Annotated in this window: 16 protein-coding genes and 2 pseudogenes; 5 read left to right on the top strand and 13 right to left on the bottom strand. The window is 45.4% G+C overall.

Features of this window, described 5'->3' with window-relative positions:
- Positions 1 to 92: 92 nt before the first annotated feature.
- Positions 93 to 2,870: a calcium-translocating P-type ATPase, SERCA-type gene (locus BXP28_RS02590; protein ID WP_036658766.1), complete on the bottom strand. Its 2,778-nt coding sequence runs from the start codon at positions 2,868 to 2,870 to the stop codon at positions 93 to 95.
- A gap of 202 nt (positions 2,871 to 3,072) precedes the next feature.
- Between BXP28_RS02590 and BXP28_RS02585 the strand changes: the two genes are divergently transcribed.
- Complete coding sequence (locus BXP28_RS02585) at positions 3,073 to 4,860, top strand: Rqc2 family fibronectin-binding protein (protein ID WP_024094371.1); 1,788 nt, start codon at positions 3,073 to 3,075, stop codon at positions 4,858 to 4,860.
- Between the two features lie 207 nt (positions 4,861 to 5,067).
- Here BXP28_RS02585 and galU read toward each other — a convergent pair whose 3' ends face one another.
- From galU to BXP28_RS02560, 5 genes are all read right to left on the bottom strand, one after another.
- Positions 5,068 to 5,940, bottom strand: a complete 873-nt coding sequence (gene galU / locus BXP28_RS02580) for a UTP--glucose-1-phosphate uridylyltransferase GalU (protein WP_023483013.1) — start codon at positions 5,938 to 5,940, stop codon at positions 5,068 to 5,070.
- A 1-nt stretch (position 5,941) separates the two neighbouring features.
- The gene (locus BXP28_RS02575; protein WP_023483014.1) at positions 5,942 to 6,784 is read right to left on the bottom strand and encodes a PHP domain-containing protein; all 843 of its coding nucleotides are present in this window, start codon (positions 6,782 to 6,784) and stop codon (positions 5,942 to 5,944) included.
- A gap of 19 nt (positions 6,785 to 6,803) precedes the next feature.
- Entirely contained in the window at positions 6,804 to 7,715 is a 912-nt protein-coding gene (locus BXP28_RS02570; RefSeq protein ID WP_023483015.1) for a selenium metabolism-associated LysR family transcriptional regulator, read from the bottom strand.
- A gap of 94 nt (positions 7,716 to 7,809) precedes the next feature.
- Positions 7,810 to 8,247 carry a hypothetical protein gene (locus BXP28_RS02565; protein ID WP_023483016.1) on the bottom strand — a complete coding sequence of 146 codons (438 nt, stop codon included), beginning with the start codon at positions 8,245 to 8,247 and terminating at the stop codon, positions 7,810 to 7,812.
- Positions 8,248 to 8,466: 219 nt separating this feature from the next.
- Entirely contained in the window at positions 8,467 to 8,730 is a 264-nt protein-coding gene (locus BXP28_RS02560; protein ID WP_024094372.1) for a YlbG family protein, read from the bottom strand.
- A 58-nt stretch (positions 8,731 to 8,788) separates the two neighbouring features.
- Here BXP28_RS02560 and BXP28_RS02555 point away from each other — a divergent pair, with 58 nt between their 5' ends.
- A complete protein-coding gene (locus BXP28_RS02555; RefSeq protein WP_036658770.1) occupies positions 8,789 to 9,796 on the top strand; it encodes an asparaginase in 1,008 nt (335 codons plus the stop codon).
- 11 nt (positions 9,797 to 9,807) lie between these two features.
- Here BXP28_RS02555 and BXP28_RS02550 read toward each other — a convergent pair whose 3' ends face one another.
- The 6 genes and pseudogenes from BXP28_RS02550 to BXP28_RS24880 all read right to left on the bottom strand — a co-directional run bounded on the left by BXP28_RS02550 (position 9,808) and on the right by BXP28_RS24880 (position 13,002).
- A complete protein-coding gene (locus BXP28_RS02550; protein WP_036658839.1) occupies positions 9,808 to 10,266 on the bottom strand; it encodes a YlbF/YmcA family competence regulator in 459 nt (152 codons plus the stop codon).
- A 226-nt stretch (positions 10,267 to 10,492) separates the two neighbouring features.
- A complete protein-coding gene (locus tag BXP28_RS02545) occupies positions 10,493 to 11,329 on the bottom strand; it encodes a YhcN/YlaJ family sporulation lipoprotein (RefSeq protein ID WP_023483020.1) in 837 nt (278 codons plus the stop codon).
- A 134-nt stretch (positions 11,330 to 11,463) separates the two neighbouring features.
- Positions 11,464 to 11,568 (bottom strand): response regulator transcription factor, encoded by a 105-nt coding sequence (locus tag BXP28_RS22400; protein ID WP_024094375.1) that lies wholly within the window; start codon positions 11,566 to 11,568, stop codon positions 11,464 to 11,466.
- Between the two features lie 139 nt (positions 11,569 to 11,707).
- Positions 11,708 to 12,102: pseudogene (locus BXP28_RS02540) on the bottom strand (CBS domain-containing protein).
- Between the two features lie 7 nt (positions 12,103 to 12,109).
- A complete protein-coding gene (locus tag BXP28_RS02535; protein ID WP_036658773.1) occupies positions 12,110 to 12,700 on the bottom strand; it encodes a M20/M25/M40 family metallo-hydrolase in 591 nt (196 codons plus the stop codon).
- Positions 12,679 to 13,002, bottom strand: a complete 324-nt coding sequence (locus BXP28_RS24880) for a M20/M25/M40 family metallo-hydrolase (RefSeq protein ID WP_036658776.1) — start codon at positions 13,000 to 13,002, stop codon at positions 12,679 to 12,681. The genes BXP28_RS02535 and BXP28_RS24880 overlap by 22 nt, the downstream gene beginning before the upstream one ends.
- 257 nt (positions 13,003 to 13,259) lie before the next feature.
- On the opposite strand from BXP28_RS24880, the gene BXP28_RS02530 reads away from it, so the two are divergent.
- Positions 13,260 to 13,604: a YugN family protein gene (locus tag BXP28_RS02530; protein WP_024094378.1), complete on the top strand. Its 345-nt coding sequence runs from the start codon at positions 13,260 to 13,262 to the stop codon at positions 13,602 to 13,604.
- 9 nt (positions 13,605 to 13,613) lie between these two features.
- Complete coding sequence (gene ftsW, locus BXP28_RS02525; RefSeq protein WP_023483025.1) at positions 13,614 to 14,780, top strand: putative lipid II flippase FtsW; 1,167 nt, start codon at positions 13,614 to 13,616, stop codon at positions 14,778 to 14,780.
- Between the two features lie 133 nt (positions 14,781 to 14,913).
- On the opposite strand, the pseudogene BXP28_RS02520 reads toward ftsW, so the two are convergent.
- Positions 14,914 to 15,299: pseudogene (locus BXP28_RS02520) on the bottom strand (Asp23/Gls24 family envelope stress response protein).
- Positions 15,300 to 15,457: 158 nt separating this feature from the next.
- Between BXP28_RS02520 and cax the strand changes: the two are divergent.
- Complete coding sequence (gene cax / locus BXP28_RS02515; RefSeq protein ID WP_023483027.1) at positions 15,458 to 16,501, top strand: calcium/proton exchanger; 1,044 nt, start codon at positions 15,458 to 15,460, stop codon at positions 16,499 to 16,501.
- Positions 16,502 to 16,533: the final 32 nt, after the last annotated feature.

Raw genomic sequence — 16,533 nt, 5'->3', positions numbered from 1 at the left:
AGGCTTAATCATAACCTAAAATGTCGTGAATGCCTAGTAAAATTTCGGGAAGAGATGAAATAATTCATATAAAAACATCGGAATTGTTGGAATTAGCGAAAACTAGGTTTGGTTCCGTACTTTATCTTTTTCCTGTTAGAGGGATTCTGCATCACACTTCCAATTCCCATCAAGAATGTCGGAATGCCGGCAGCAATCAAGACAAGAATCCATTCCCTCCATCCAAGAGAAACCGTTTTGAAAATCGGCCGCAGCTCGGGAACATAAAGAACAGCCAGCATCATGGCCAAAGACGATAAAACCGCAAAGACCAGATATTTATTCTGCAGTGGGTTACGGTGGAAGATCGACCGTGAACTCCGGCAATCAAACACATGAATCAGTTGTGCTACGACTAGAGTGGCAAAAGAGACTGTTTGTGCCCTGACAAGATTTTCGGAACTGTCCGGATGCTGTCCGAGCATGAGCCAGAAGGCGGTGAGTGTACAAATTCCAATTAGCAGTCCACGGCTGATAATTTTCCATCCGAGCCGCCTTGCAAAGATGTTTTCCTTAGCCGGGCGGGGTTTATGCTGCATTAGATCCTTTTCTGCCTGATCCACACCCAGTGCCATCGCCGGCAGTCCATCGGTTACAAGATTTACCCATAAAATCTGAATAGGAACAAGCGGAAGAGGCAGTCCGGCCATCATAGCGATAAACATGGTCATAATTTCACCGACATTTGAAGCAAGCAGGTATCGGATAAATTTTCTGATGTTCTCATAAATTCCTCTTCCCTCTTCAATGGCGGCTACAATAGAAGCAAAGTTGTCATCACTCAAGATAAGGGAGGATGCTTCCTTGGAGACATCAGTCCCGCTGATTCCCATAGCAATGCCAATATCCGAAGCTTTAATAGCAGGTGCATCATTCACGCCGTCCCCCGTCATGGCTACCACATGTCCTTTGCGCTGAAGAGATTTTACTATCCGCAGCTTATGTTCAGGAGATACACGGGCATAAACATAAATATCCTCCACCTTTTTTTCCAGTTCTTTATCTGACAAATAGCTCAGTTGCTGGCCATCAATGGTCAGACCGCCCCTTGGGATCATGCCAAGCTGTCTGGCAATCGCTTCTGCCGTGGTCTGATGGTCCCCTGTTATCATGACTGTCTTAATACCTGCTTTGCGGCACTTCTGCATGGCCTCCCGCACTTCTTTCCTTGGCGGATCAATCATTCCTGTCAATCCTGCGAAGATAAGCCCCTGTTCCGCCTCACTCTCGTCTTCCAAGTGATCCGCTGTTTTAACTTCCCGGTAAGCAAGACCAAGCACACGCAGGGCAGATCTGGCCATCCCTTCGTTAGCAGCCATCACTTTTTGTTTAAGAGTAGCAGTAAAAGGAATGACTTTGTTATCCCAAAGCACATAGCTGCAGTGCTGAAGTAATAAATCAGGAGCCCCCTTGGTCATCACCATTTTCCCGCCCTGATGGGAAACAATCACTGACATCCTTTTCCGGTCCGAGTCGAAGGGGAACTCGGTAATCCTGTTATAGGAGCTATTAAGCGAATCACGCGTATATCCCACTTTGGCCCCAAGTACAACAAGTGCTCCTTCTGTAGGATCTCCCTTGATATTCCAACTCTTTACCCTTTCTTCCCTGGATTTCTTCTTTTTAACTTCTATCTCTTCTTCTGCAAGCACAGCGTTGCTGCAAAGAACAGAAATGTGAAGCAATTTTTTGAGCATGGGTTCTTTTTCAGAGTCTAAAATACGGCCTTCATTTTGGATGTTTCCCTCCGGCACATATCCGTCTCCCGTTACCTCCAACAGCCGGCCGCTCATCCAAAGATGAGTGACACTCATCTTGTTTTGGGTTAATGTTCCCGTTTTATCGGAGCAGATCACTGACGCACAACCTAATGTCTCTACAGAAGGCAGTTTACGGACAATGGATTTACGTTTAATCATCCGTTGAACGCCAAGTGCCAAAGCAATCGTTACGATTGCAGGCAGCCCCTCCGGAATAGCGGCAACAGCCAGAGTAACCCCGGATAGAAACATGGCATAAGGCTGCTGTCCATGTGTGATACCCGCCACAACAACCAGGACCGTAAGGCACAGTGCAACAATGATCAGGATTTTGCCAAGCTGCTCGAGTCTATGCTGCAAAGGAGTGTCCAGAGTTTCCGTCTGCTGGATCAAGTCAGCAATCTTGCCCATTTCCGTATCCATTCCGGTCCGCACCACAGCACCTATCGCTGTTCCCCTGCTAACCATAGTTCCCATAAAACCTAGATTTCGCTGATCTCCAAGCGGAACACCGCTAAACGTCAAAACATTCGAATGCTTGTTAACTGGGATCGACTCTCCTGTTAAAGCCGATTCCTCAACATAAAAACTGTGGGTTTCCAAAAATCTCATATCGGCCGGAACCCGATCTCCACTTTCCATGCTCACAATGTCACCTGGCACCAGTTCTCTAGCGGGTATCTGCTTCAACTCACCGTCACGGTACACCTTGGCAAAAGGTGCTGACAGCTCCTTCAAGGCGCGAAGTGACCTTTCCGCACGGAATTCCTGAATAAATCCAAGGACTCCGTTCATCACAATAATGATGAGAATGGTTATGGCATCCATAAATTCTCCCAAGAGCCCCGAAATCAATGTCGCTCCCATCAACACCAAAACCATAAAGTCTTTAAACTGGTTTAACAATATCGTGACTGGAGAGATGGAAGGTCCTTCGGACAATTCATTGGTTCCCACCTGTTTTCGACGTTCAAGAGCCTCCTCAGAGGCCAGTCCCTGTTTTGCGGACTCTACCTTTTGAGCCTTCAGGGTTTCCTCCGCCGTCATCTGATACCACTCTTTGTGAGTCATCTGCATATTCCCTCCCAGTTCATTCATCGAACAACCTTACCTCACCGTAAATGTATTCAGACAAGCAGCAAAATATCCCATCTGCCGGACAACTCGTCGTTTTTGCAGCTTAAAATTTTTTGAAAAGTATGGCATGATAGGAATACAATTGGCCGCCAGGCGGCCGTACCCCAGTATTTCCCAAAAGAAACGGAGTGAGATTATGGCACTAGACGGACTGGTCCTTCATGCACTCACAAGTGAACTGCAAAGCTGTATTGGAGGCCGCATTAATAAAATACATCAACCAACAGAACACGATATTGTGATGCAGTTGAGGGCACAAGGCAGTAATAAAAAGCTGCTGCTTTCCGCCAACCCTACTTATCCGAGGGCTCACTTTACAGAACAGCAGTTTATCAATCCTCAGGAAGCACCTATGTTCTGTATGCTTCTGCGCAAGCACTGTGAAGGCGGCATCATTGAATCCGTAGAGCAGGTGGAACTCGAGAGAATCATACGGATCAGCCTGAAGCAGCGGGATGAACTTGGAGATATCAGTACCAAGTGCCTGATTGTTGAGCTGATGGGCCGCCATAGCAACATCACCCTGATAGATCCGGCATCAGGCATTATCATTGACGGTATTCACCATGTGACGCCAGCTATTAGCAGCTATCGGGTGATTATGCCGGGATTTTCCTACACCGAACCACCCGAACAGCACAAGACGAACCCGCTTTCGACAGATGAGGCCGTTTTTCATAAACTGTGGACAGAAAGCCGAAAGCATCATTTTAAACTGGATAAATCAAGTGAAAATCCTCCTCTCTCTCTGCAAAAATGGCTGATCGGAACATTCAGCGGCTTGAGTCCCCTTGCCTGCAAGGAAATTGTTTTTCGCTGTGGATATGAACCAGATCAGCCGGCGGAGGATGCGGACGAAAATCGGGTTTTATCGGCCTTTTTCTCATTGCTGGATCCTATCAGAAAGCATCAGTATGAACCGGTCATTGCCGAAGACAGCCAAAGCGGAAAGCTTGTTTTCGCTGTATATCAGATCCGCCATCTAAAAGGTGAAACTAAAAAGTTTGGCAGCATCAGCGGGTGTCTGGAAACGTATTATGGAGATAAGGCCGAACGGGATACTGTAAAACAGCGAACAGTTGATTTAATCAAATTTCTGCAGAACGAAAAACAAAAAAATAAAAAGAAACTGGACAAACTGGCGGCCACTTTGGAAGAAGCCAAGGAAGCGGATCAATTCCGCATCCAAGGGGAATTATTAACCGCGGCCCTGCATCAAATCCAAAAAGGCGAGGCGGAAGTCGAGGTAATCAATTACTACGATGAGAAGCAGCGTCCGGTTAAAATCAAGCTGGATCCGCAGCTCACCCCTTCCGAGAATGCCCAGCGTTATTTCAAAAAGTATACAAAAGCAAAAAATAGCAGCAGTGTGGTTACAAAACAGATGGAGCAGGCCAAGGATGAAATCAATTATTTAGAAACGCTGCTGCAACAGCTGGAAAGCGCCTCTTTGAGAGATATTGAAGAGATTAGGGAGGAATTAACAGAACAAGGGTACCTGCGCGGCCGGTGCATGAAGGGGAAGAAAAAGAAAAAGCCTGATCATCCGTCTGTGGCCTGTTACACGTCATCAGACGGCATTCCGATCTATGTAGGCAAAAACAATAAGCAAAACGAATATGTAACAAACCGGCTTGCAAAGGCCTCTGACACTTGGCTTCATACTAAAGACATCCCCGGTTCCCATGTAGTAATCCGCAGCAGTGAAGTTCCCCAGACCACTCTTTACGAGGCTGCAGAACTAGCTGCCTACTTCAGCCAAGCCAAGTACTCAAGCCAGGTACCGGTTGATTACACGCTAATTAAACATGTGCGCAAACCAAACGGGGCAAAGCCCGGATTCGTCATCTATGAGCAGCAAAAAACATTGTTTGTAACACCAGATGAAGATAAGCTTAAAATGCTTCCACAGGTATATAAATAAGGAATCGAAAAAAAGGCACTGCCGGTTATTGCTGAGCTGTTAGGCTCAGTTTAGACCGGCAGTGCCTTTTTAAATTTGCCTTGGGTTGAATCCGGTTCATAAACTTAGATTTCCATCCGAACGGTACAAGATATACATAAATCTGGACCGTAATCTTCTCCGTTAAGCGCTCACCAGTTGTATGATGAAATAGATTCGGGTTAGATTCTAATTCCATTTCTTAACCAGTTCAGTCAAGTACTGCTTGACGGCATCACCAAGTTCATCTCTTTGCAAAGCCAATTCAATGGTGGCTTCAATGTAACCAAACTTATCACCGACGTCATAGCGTTTTCCCTGAATAGGGAAAGCAGCCATAGGAAAATCACGGTTCAGCACGCGAAGCGCGTCAGTCAATTGAATTTCCCCACCACGCCCCGGTTTTTGCCGTTCCAAAATATCGAAAATCTCCGGGGAAATGATATACCTGCCGATTACCGCCAGATTGGATGGAGCCTCCGCCGGATCGGGTTTTTCCACCAGATCCTTGATCTGGGTATAACGGCTGTTTTCTGCGGAAGGGGAAATAATGCCGTATTTGCTTACGTCTTCATGGGCTACTTCCTGAACAGCAATCACTGATCTTTCCGTCTCTTCAAAAAGCTCCATCATCCCTTTCAGAGTAGGGGGCTGCGATTGAATAATATCGTCCCCGAGCAGTACAGCAAAAGGTTCATCCCCGATAAAATTTCTTGCGCACAAAATTGCGTGTCCGAGCCCCAGAGGCTCTTTTTGCCGGATGTAATGAACATCGGCGAGATTAGATACTGCTTGTACGAGGTGGAGCAGTCTTTCGTCCCCTTTTTCTTCCAATTGCATTTCCAGTTCCACGGATTTGTCAAAATGATCCTCAATTGCCCGTTTATGTCGTCCGGTAACGATGATGATGTTCTCAATCCCGGAATCAATGGCTTCCTCTACTATATACTGGATTGCCGGTTTATCAACAATCGGAAGCATTTCTTTCGGTTGAGCCTTCGTCGCCGGAAGAAAACGGGTGCCAAGACCTGCCGCAGGTATGATTGCTTTTCTGATTTTCAAATTATTCCCTCCGTTTATTCAAATAAGCTAGAACAGCAGTACTTACAGTTCGGGTTCCCATGGGAGCATGAAAAACCTTACCTGCACGCGTTCCGTGAAAGTCTGACCCGGCTGTTGCAAGAAGTCCTGTTCTTTCTGCCAGCTGCCGGTAGCGCTGCTCATCTTCCGGCGTATGGTCAGAATGATATACCTCTATGCCTTCCAGCCCCAGTTCCATAATTTCGCGAACAAGTGTATCATCGCCATACAGTCCCGGATGTGCGATAACAGCAGAGCCTCCCGCATCATGAATCCATCTAATGGCCGTTTCTGGTGTTATACGTTCTGTCGCTGCGTATGCTTTGGCCCCTTTGCCCAAATATTCCCGGAACGCTTCCTCCATAGAGGATACAATTCCCTTCTTCAGCAGCACATTCGCCAGATGAGGCCTGCCGATTGTTCCCTTATCCTTACCAGGTTCAAGAGCATTCCGGACATCTTCCATTGTTATCATAATACCCAACTGCCTGAGCCGTTCCAGCATAAGCTCGTTTCGGCGATCGCGGGCACTGCGGAGCTCCTGCAACCTTTCCAGGAAAACAGGGTCTTTATAATTGACAAAATATCCGAGCATATGAATGTCCTGGCCTCCGGCCATCGTGCTGATCTCGACTCCGGGTACCACCTGAAAGCCAAGCCGTTTCCCTTCCTCCATCGCCTCTTCAAGACCGTCCACGGTGTCGTGATCGGTAATGGCCACAGCGGCAAGTCCTATTTCCCAAGCCATTCTTACATTCTCACCAGGTGTTTGTGTCCCGTCCGAGGCCAGCGAATGGGTATGTAAATCAACTTGTCCGGTCAGCATGGTAATAACTCCTTTCCGTTTAAAGCCACTTTTGTAAGTTTTCTGTGCGTAAAAAAGTAAGAAAGCTAAGGGCAGAAAGCGGCAGTAGGGTAGTATCCAAATAGATGGCATAAAAATCCCGCTTAAAGGCAGCATCAACAAGTTCTTTCTCTTTCAACAGGCCAAGTGAAACCTCATGCTTCACTGCTGATTGAGACACAATAGAAAGACCCAGTCCTACTTCGACAGCAGACTTGATGGCTCCCGTACTTCCAAGTTCCATTTTGATCTGGAGTGAATCCGGGTCGATCCCTTTACGGGCTAGTTCGTCTTCCATGACTCTTCTAGTACCTGACCCTTTTTCCCGAAGTACGAACGGGTATTTTAAAATGTCCTCCAGTCCGATTCTCTCAGTATCTGCCAAAGGGTGATTCGCTGGCATAATCAGCTTAAGCTCATCATTCAAAAACGTTTCAGTATGGACATCGGGATGATGGATCGGAGCTTCCACCAGACCGAAAGTAAGCTGATGGCCGAAAATTTCATCCAGGATCTGTGTTGTGTTCATCACTTTCATGGAAATAGAAATCCGGGGATATTGCTTATTGAAAGGACCTAAAAGCCTTGGCATAATAAATTCAGCCATTGTCATGCTGGCGCCTAACTGAAGACGGCCCTCGACCATTCTGGTAAAGGCTGCCATCGCCAAATCGGTATCCCGCATGAGATCCAGACATTTGCGGGCATATGGCTTTAACTGTCTGCCAGCTTCCGTTAATTCAATTTTTTTGGTAGTACGGTGAAATAATTTGAGCCCAAAATAATCCTCCAGGGACTGGATCTGCATCGTAACTGCAGGCTGGGTCATATACAAGGCCTGGGCCGCATGGGAGAAGCTCCCTTTTTCCGCCACCGTATAAAAGATATGAAGTTGATGAAAATTTAATGCCATAGGCTTTTTCCCCTTTCTCTTGATTGTATTATAACAAAAAGGCAAAAGAAAAGAGTATGACGTCACTTAAGCGCATACTCTGACGTTAGGATGTTCACTTGTGCTTGCGGCTGTTCTTGATCAAGGTCATTCTCCGGGAATGACGAAGCCAAGAATAATATGTTTTCAAATCTCTCAGTTCAATGGTTTCAGACATGCGTCCCAAAAAAGTGACTACAATCATTTTATAAAGAGGATTGCCGGCGATGTCGGTTTCATTTTCCAGAACTGCGAATTCAGCCACCATAACGAGGTCGTCGTCAATCAGATATACATCCTGTTCATTTCGGTAGTACGGTACAATACGGTTGTTTTTCAATCGGTCCCATAAGAAATTGCATATGGCCTCAATGGAGGAATTGTTGCTTTCAATACGGTCCGCCCACCGGCTCCGAGCATGATTCGTAATGACAATGTCAGCTACTTTTTTATCAACTAAAACAACATAGAAAGGTTCATAGGTACTCCACCTGTCCATTATCTTGTCCTTCATGAATCACAACTCCTTTCCTAAGCAAATGGGACCAATTACCTATATACGGCACTCCCTCTATTGTACTTGAATCTCATAGAAATTTCCAATTAAAAAATATGAAATTAGTAATTCATATTTAGATCTTTTGAAAAAATGCCAATTTTCAAAATAAAAAATAAAAAAGCTTCGAACGGAAGCTTTTGAGAAAGATTTACAAACCTTCATTGCATGTTACACCTACAGCGTGTAAAATCTAGTTTTGTCCGAAACTTCTTTGTTATATTCTGTTTTAATTTCATTGCGGTAAGACCTTTCCACTTTTTTTACATAAGGAAGTCTTTGCAGCTGCCGCAATATTTCTTCGTATTTGTGGGCATGAATGTACAGTACCGCATAATACATTTTCTTGGAAATGTAATGAAGCGATCCGTAACGGTCCAGATTCCGGGCAGCCTTTATATCATTAATCCATACAATCAAGCCGCATCTTTCTGTTATCATCGTCATACCCTCTTTTCTCTATCATTAATCAAAATTGAAAGCAGGAGATGGTACCTTAATGAACTCCTCTGAAATGATTCTTCGTGTTACTAGGGGACCTTTGACCGAGAGTATTCATCACGGCCATATAGTTGCAATCCGTTGGGACGGCAGTCTTGTTCATCACCTGGGTAATCCCGAACTTGTCACATTTGTCCGTTCAACCGCCAAGCTGATTCAAGCTATACCCGTTATCACTTCAGGTGCAGCAGACCACTTTCATCTAAACGATGCGGAAATTGCCCTGTGTTGCGCTTCCCATAACGGGGAACGGGTTCATACAGATACAGCCCTGTCAATGCTTCAAAAAATCGGCAGAGTGCCGGAAGACTTACAATGCGGGGCGCATGCACCCTATCACAAACCTACGGCTGATGCGATGGGCAAGAAAGGCATCGACCCAACCGCGCTGCACAATAACTGTTCCGGCAAGCATTCTGCTATGCTCGCTTTGGCCGCCCATCTGGGCGTATCCCACGAGCATTATATGGAACCGGAGCATCCGGTGCAGCAGCTTATGCTGCAAGCGGTCAGCAGCATGACAGGTGTTGCCGCAGCGGAAATTCCGCTTGGCGTTGACGGTTGCGGCGTCCCCGTCTTCGGGCTCGCCTTATCCAGGCTTGCACTCGCTTATGCGAGACTTGGCAAGCCTGAGCGTCTGCCCGCGGTAATCGCGGAGGCCAGTGCGCGGATTATTCGCGCACTAAGACGATGCCCCGAGATGCTCGCAGGCAGTGACCGTTTTGATACGCAGCTGATCAGCGTAACAAAAGGGCGCATTCTCGGCAAAATGGGTGCCGAGGGAGTCTTTGCCGTCACCGTACCGGATGAAGGCCTTGCCCTCGTCCTTAAAGTGGAGGACGGTGCCCAACGGGCTCTCTATCCTGTAGTGACGGAAGCCTTGTCCCAGCTCGGCCTTCTGTCAGCCGAAGAGAATAGGGCACTCGCTGCGTTTCACCGCCCTGTCTTGCGGAACTGGAAAGGGACTATTATCGGTGAGCTTGTGCCGGACTTTATCCTGCGATAACCGATCTGCTATTAGCCGCATTTACCGCTGCAGCTTCCACCGGAGGCGCATCCGGCACATCCGGAAGCTTCCGCCAGGGAGGCTATGTCGCTCGGCACTTTTATACTGTCGGAAACAGCTTCCGCAATTGTTTTGGAGACCGTATACAGAAGATCGTCCAATCGAAACTCGGCTTCCTTGAATTTATGGAACGGTTCCAGGCGGTCCAAAGCGTCCTGCACGCGCTGCACTTCTTCCAAAGCAGCATGATAATCGGGATGAAAATGACCAAAGCGCTCGCATTCTTCGAAGCGCTCTTTTTTTTGTATAAATAGACGGACAAGTTTCTGCACTTCCTCATCTTGTTCCATCTTTTTCTTCCAATATAGATAATCCGCCACTTCCGTAGAAGCATTGATTAGATCACCGACATCGTAAGCATGCAGGAGAACCGCTGACATATCGAGGCTATTAACCTCCGTCATTGCCATGTCTATCTCTCTCCATTCTTTTTCGTATTTTAGCTTACAACCTCTATCATACCATACATTCGGCAGGATACAGAATACGACTTCTTTAAAGAAAAAAGCCTCTCCTCTTCCGATCAGGAAAAATAGGAGAAGGCTTTTAGTGGCTGCATCTATACTGCCTTTGAACCGCAAAAAATAAAATACACAGCACCTAACCTTAGATCTGTGGATTAGTAAGCAAAAAAGATTATCGGGTACCCATACCGCCGTAACCATTTGGGGTGGGCGTAACGTTAGGTGTTACATTGTTTCTATTTGTGATGGTCCCCTCTGCAGTTGTCGGAAAAACACGTCTGGCCATATCATTGAATTCGGTGACTAATCCGGAAATCGGTTTTCCGGCTTTCAGATCATTTGCATAATTGTTAATACGTCCGTAAAAATCCGGATTTGCCGTAACAAAAACATGTCTTATATTCGGGCTGCACAGAGAACGTACTTTGGTTACGATTTTCTGTTTTACATCCTGAGACATCATCGTACCGGAACTGTTGTAAGTGCTGTCCGAATAATCTCTCGATCCGCGCATGTCGATCGCGTTAGGAACTGGACCGCGGTTGATATTCCCACCGCCATGGGTTCCCATACTACCCATGCCGTTTGTCAGTCCGTCGCGGGTAGTGGCTCCACCATAAGGCTTGTCAGGCCCTGCTGTACGTGTTGTAACGTTTCCTGTAGGCGTTCTGTTCACATTGCTCTGGTTTATATTGTTATTTTTAAGCTGAACCGCTACATAAACATTATTGTCGGTTACCAGTACTCTTGCCGCACTGACTTCATCCATTGCTGCAATTTGATCAGCCAGATACTGGCTGCTTTCTACACGGGTATTGGCATGAAGATTCATGGCTCCCATGCCGTACTTATTTCCGGCGGCATCATTATTCTGGTATGTTGTATAAGGTCTGACATTGTTGGCATTGCCAGCGTTATAAGGGCCGGCGCCTTTTTGCGGGACCCCTGTACAAGCGGCGAGAGACAGAACTATTGATCCGGCAACACAAAGTTGCAATACTTTTTTCACAGCATCTCATTCTCCTTTTACTGAAGATTGGGCAGTAGATGAGCTATCTGTATTTTCTTCTGAACCGGATCGAAGTATGTTTGCTTTTATCTGCCATCGCTGACAAGAACTTAACCTTTACTTTAATTTTTTAATTAACACAATTCGGCCAGTTTTATATATCCTTCATTTATCAAATAAATGTGCAGCAGTTGGGCAATGTCTTTGTCATCGTCCACAATCAGGATATGTTTTGGCATGATGGTGATTCTCCTTCTCTTCGCTTGCCTCCATTATAAACAACGACTATTTTTAAAATCTAAGCAAAATCTTAAACAAAAAACCCGGTTATATTTAAGCCGGTCATAATTTCTGCCAAAGGTATGCTGCTTATAAAGTTCAATGATCTTCTGAAATTTCACTTAATGCTTGTCCTGCTTCCGATTGGGACTTTTCTCGAACCGCCAGATCGCCAAGCGATACGACACCGATCAGTTCACCGTTTTCTGCAACGGGAAGGCGTCTGACCTGGCTTTTTGCCATAATTTGAGCCGCTTCATCAAAAGACATAGAAGGTGGTATGACGGTAACTTCATCTGACATAACCTCTTTTACAGCTGCTGAACCCGATCGTTTCTCAGCGTACCCCGAAGAACCAAATCCCGGTCCGTTACTACACCAATTAGTTTGTTTCCTTCAACAACAGGAATAAAACCAATATCGTGCTTTTTCATTTTCACAGCAATTTCATATACATTATCCTCCAGGCCAACGGTCACCATATCCGTGGACATGATTTCTTTAACGGTTCTCAATGCATAATGCCCCTTTCATGCCAAATATATGTCTGCATAAACATAGCCTGCCCGGCATTAGGGGAAACATGCATGTAAGAAAAAATTCGTTCTTGAGCAGCCTTCCGGCATAAAGCATGGCTTTTTCATCAATATCGAAATTGGGGTGATGATGAGGAGCAGTAATCCCCTGCGAATCATTCCCTGCCCCTACGAACATAAAACATCCGGGAAGATGTTGAAGATAATAGGCAAAATCCTCAGCTGCCATTACAGGATGGCATGGTCCTGCATTGTTCGTACCAAAGATCCCGCCGGCGATACGGTTAAACCGGTTTACCTCATTGGCGTGATTAACCAGGGGTGGATATCCCCACTTATAGTTCAGTTCAAAACCCGCTTCATGCATATGGCACGTTGAAGCCAGAACCCGTTCCAAATGGCAGTGCATCTGTTTACGTGCGGCTTCATCGAAAGTACGGATAGTCCCTTTCAAGGTACACACTTCGGAGATTACATTAAATGTAAGGCCGCCCTGAATAGAACCTATTGTAAGTACCGCTGCCTTAAGAGGATCTATCCGACGGCATGCCCGCACGCATGCATAACACCTGAAACCTTGGAAGCGTAGGCGCACTGCTTCGCATCCTGGATAGGAAGCGCATCCATATCCGCCCTCAGTACCACTGTAGGACCTGCAGCAAATCCGTTGACTTCAGCAAATACCCCATGTCCTGCCACATGATTACGAAACGGAACACCCCAATCCCGAAGTCTGGCGCTTATCCAAGCTGCTGTTTTCTCTTCCTGGAAAGATAGTTCCGGGTTCTGATGGAGATATCTTCTCCATGACACCATATCCGAGAACACCGATGCAAGTCTGTATGCAAAAGATTCCATAATTTATCCTCTCCTGCCTAGCCGATTTATTAAAACAGCCTATGTAGGCTTATCTTTTAGCCAAACGAGGACTCCGCCAAAGGACCAGCAAATATTTTCCTTGGGAGAACTATCCTTATTTTATCAAAAGGAACCAGTGTTTCCTATGCATTTTTGCTGCTTTTTTCGCTCCGCTATTCTGCCGGGTTTACTTGCAGAAGGAAAAGAAACATACTATCATGGAAAAAGAATGTACGAAAAATTGGAGGAGTGTAGCTGTGATTATCGAAAAAACCAGTCTAATTGGTAAAAAAAGCGATCTTGCTTATTTAGATGAAATCACGACAAAGCTTGGATTCGTACGGTGGCAGTGGGAATATACCCGCGCAACTTACGATTACAAAATTGAAGACAAAATCAATCAAGCGGAGTTTTTCCTCAGAATTAACACAAGAGCAGAGTCAGGCAAGCTGGAATCTCCGGACGCCGTTTTGGCAGTTGAAGATGTGTACATAGGGCGTACAACGTTCCCTCATGGATTGGACTATGACATACAGGTTCCAGAACCTGTCATGCATAAAGTCCAGCAAAAACTGGGCCAGCTTGAGCAGTTGCTTGCATAAGGTGTTACGGTGAATTCTCCTAGAAGAGGAACACCGGATTTTCAACTCTTGTTCCTGACTATCCTGCTTGTCTGCTTTGGTATTGCCATGATTTTCAGTTCCAGTTCCGTCATAGCTGCGACAAGTCCAGATTATAACAATGACCCTTGGTTTTTTACCAAGCGGCAAATCTTGTTCGTGAGTTTCGGTACCATAGGCATGTTGATTACTATGAATCTTCGCCCGCATAAACTTAAAAAAATAATTCTTCCCTTTTTTTTATTCTCACTTTTCCTGATGATTCTAGTTCTTATTATAGGAACATCTGTAAATGGCGCTAAAAGATGGATTTTTATTTTTGGTTTTGGTATTCAGCCGGCTGAATTTGCTAAATTGGCTCTGATCATGTATCTCAGTGTATTAATATCAAAGAAACAGGAACGGATTCGTGATTTCAAAAAAGGACTTTTACCTGCACTGATTATCACCAGTGTGATTATCTTCCTGAATATTATGCAGCTTTCTTTAGGTACTAGCATTATTTTGCTCATAACGGCAGGAACCATAATTCTTGCTGGAGGGTCTAATCTCAAACACCTTTTCTTTTTAGGTGTCGGATTTGCAAGCGTGATCTTGTTACTTTTGGGGATATATGCTATTTTCCATTCAGGTGAAGTCGATGCGGTTAGTGTTCGGTCAGCCCGGCTCTCCGTGTTTCTAAATCCGTGGGACCCTAATTTGGATACATCGTCTTTTCAGATCAGACAGTCTCTGTTCGCTCTCGGGCATGGCGGTTTGATGGGAACCGGCTTTGGGGAAAGCATTCAGAAACTGCACTACCTGCCATTTCCATACAATGATTTTGTTTTTTCTATAATTGGGGAAGAATTTGGTTTTATCGGGACAACTATTTTTCTGCTTGTGTATGTCTGGTTTATCTGGAGGGGACTGCTGATATCCATACGTTCCAAAGATTCGTTCAGCATGCTGGTCGGGATTGGCATTATGTCCCTGTTTGCCATTCAGGCTATTATTAATATTGGGGGAATCACTAGTTTAATGCCTTTGACGGGGGTTACCCTGCCCTTCATAAGCTATGGGGGGTCCTCTATCATTATCATGATGGTCGCTATGGGCATAGTACTCGGTATCTCCCGCGAACAAAACCGACCTGTTAAAACGAAAACGAAAGGGTAGTTCTGTCAAGGAATTGTACTGTCATAAGCAGAAGCGATTTCCTCTATCCATCGCTTTTCTTGATAATCTTTGCAACAAAGGAACCCGGCTTTCACCAAACACTTAGGTGATAACCGGGTTCTTTGTCAGATTGTTATTTGACTCTGGCTACAGCTGTTTCATCTGCTGTTTCCTCCTGCTGGAACGAGACTCCTTCTACTTTGACATTGACTTCAATCACTCGGAGGCCGGTCATATTCTCTACGGCTTCTATAACATTCCGCTGAAGATCCGCACATACGTCCTGAATCCTGCATCCGTAATTGACAATGACTCGTAAATCGATAGCGGCTTCCAGTTCCCCTACCTCCACACTCACGCCACGCTGCATATTTTTACCACTAAGCCTTCTTGCAAGTCCCTCCGACATCCCTCCGGACATGGCGGAGATCCCGGGGTATCAACAGCGGCTAGTCCAGCAATGGTGGCTACAACGTCATCCGAGATACGAATGGAATTGGATTGAATTTCTTCAGACATACGGATCACTCCTTCAAAATCTATATTATGTATTGTAATCAAAAGACAAGGATCAAATCAAGGAAATTGGGGGTCATGTTTATTTTAATTTGTGCACGTTTATATTATAATTAGCTTTATGCATTTTTTGATTACATACAGGTTCGGAGGGTTTCAGTTTGAAAAAACAATGGTTTAATATTTTGCTTGTGGGTACATTTGCCCTGAGTGCAATTGCCCGTTTTAGTAATTGGAATGCAACCTTCCAGTTTATTCTTTACTGTATAGCCATTATTTTTGTAGCCGGTTTTTTGGGGCGGGCTACTGAAAGTGTAGCCTATTATTCCGGAGAACGAATCGGCGGTTTTCTTAATGCTACCTTCGGCAATGCTTCTGAACTTATCATTGCCTTTTTCTTAGTCAAAGAAGGCCTGTTCGATATGGTAAAAGCAAGTTTGACCGGTTCTATTATCGGAAATCTCCTGTTTGTTTTTGGCCTCAGTGCCTTATTCGGGGGAATGAAATACAAAGAGCAAACATTCAACATCAAAGTAGCTTCCCATAACACCTCCCTCATGACCCTGGCGGTTATTGCCCTGTTTGTACCTGCCATTTTTGCCAGAGGGCTTACCATCAAAGAAACAACAACTGTCAGTCTTGCTGTAGCCATAGTCCTGATCATCGCATATATACTATGGCTGTACTTCTCAATGGGGACTCATAAAAAATTGCTTATGGATCAAGTGGTTGAACAGGGAGACCCTATGTGGTCCAAGGGATTGTCCATCTTTTTTCTGATTCTTTCCACAGTAATGGTCGCAATATTGAGTGAGTGGCTGGTCGGAACAGTCGAGGCGTTCACCGCTCAATTTGCTTTATCTGAACTTTTCGTTGGAGCTTTCCTGATCGCTATCATAGGTAATGCGGCTGAACACGCTGCAGCGGTTATACTTGCGGTGAAAAACAAAATCGGAGCCTCCGTAGAAATTGCTGTTGGCAGTTCCCTCCAAATCGCCATGTTTGTAGGCCCTGTACTGGTCCTGGCTAGCTATTTTATGGGGAATACGATGGATATTGTATTTTCTACCTATGAGCTGGTAGCCATTCTTGTAGCGGTTCTGATTACCAAATCCAATCTGCAGGACGGAACATCGGACTGGTATGAAGGTTTCCTCCACTTGGCTGTCTACGTCATTCTAGGTATCGTATTCTTCCTGGTTTAACTAAGCTGGAAAACCAGCCGCGCCGCCTTTCA

The organism is Paenibacillus larvae subsp. larvae (assembly GCF_002003265.1).
Taxonomy (GTDB): domain Bacteria; phylum Bacillota; class Bacilli; order Paenibacillales; family NBRC-103111; genus Paenibacillus_H; species Paenibacillus_H larvae.
This window is presented reverse-complemented; position numbering and strand designations above follow the sequence as displayed.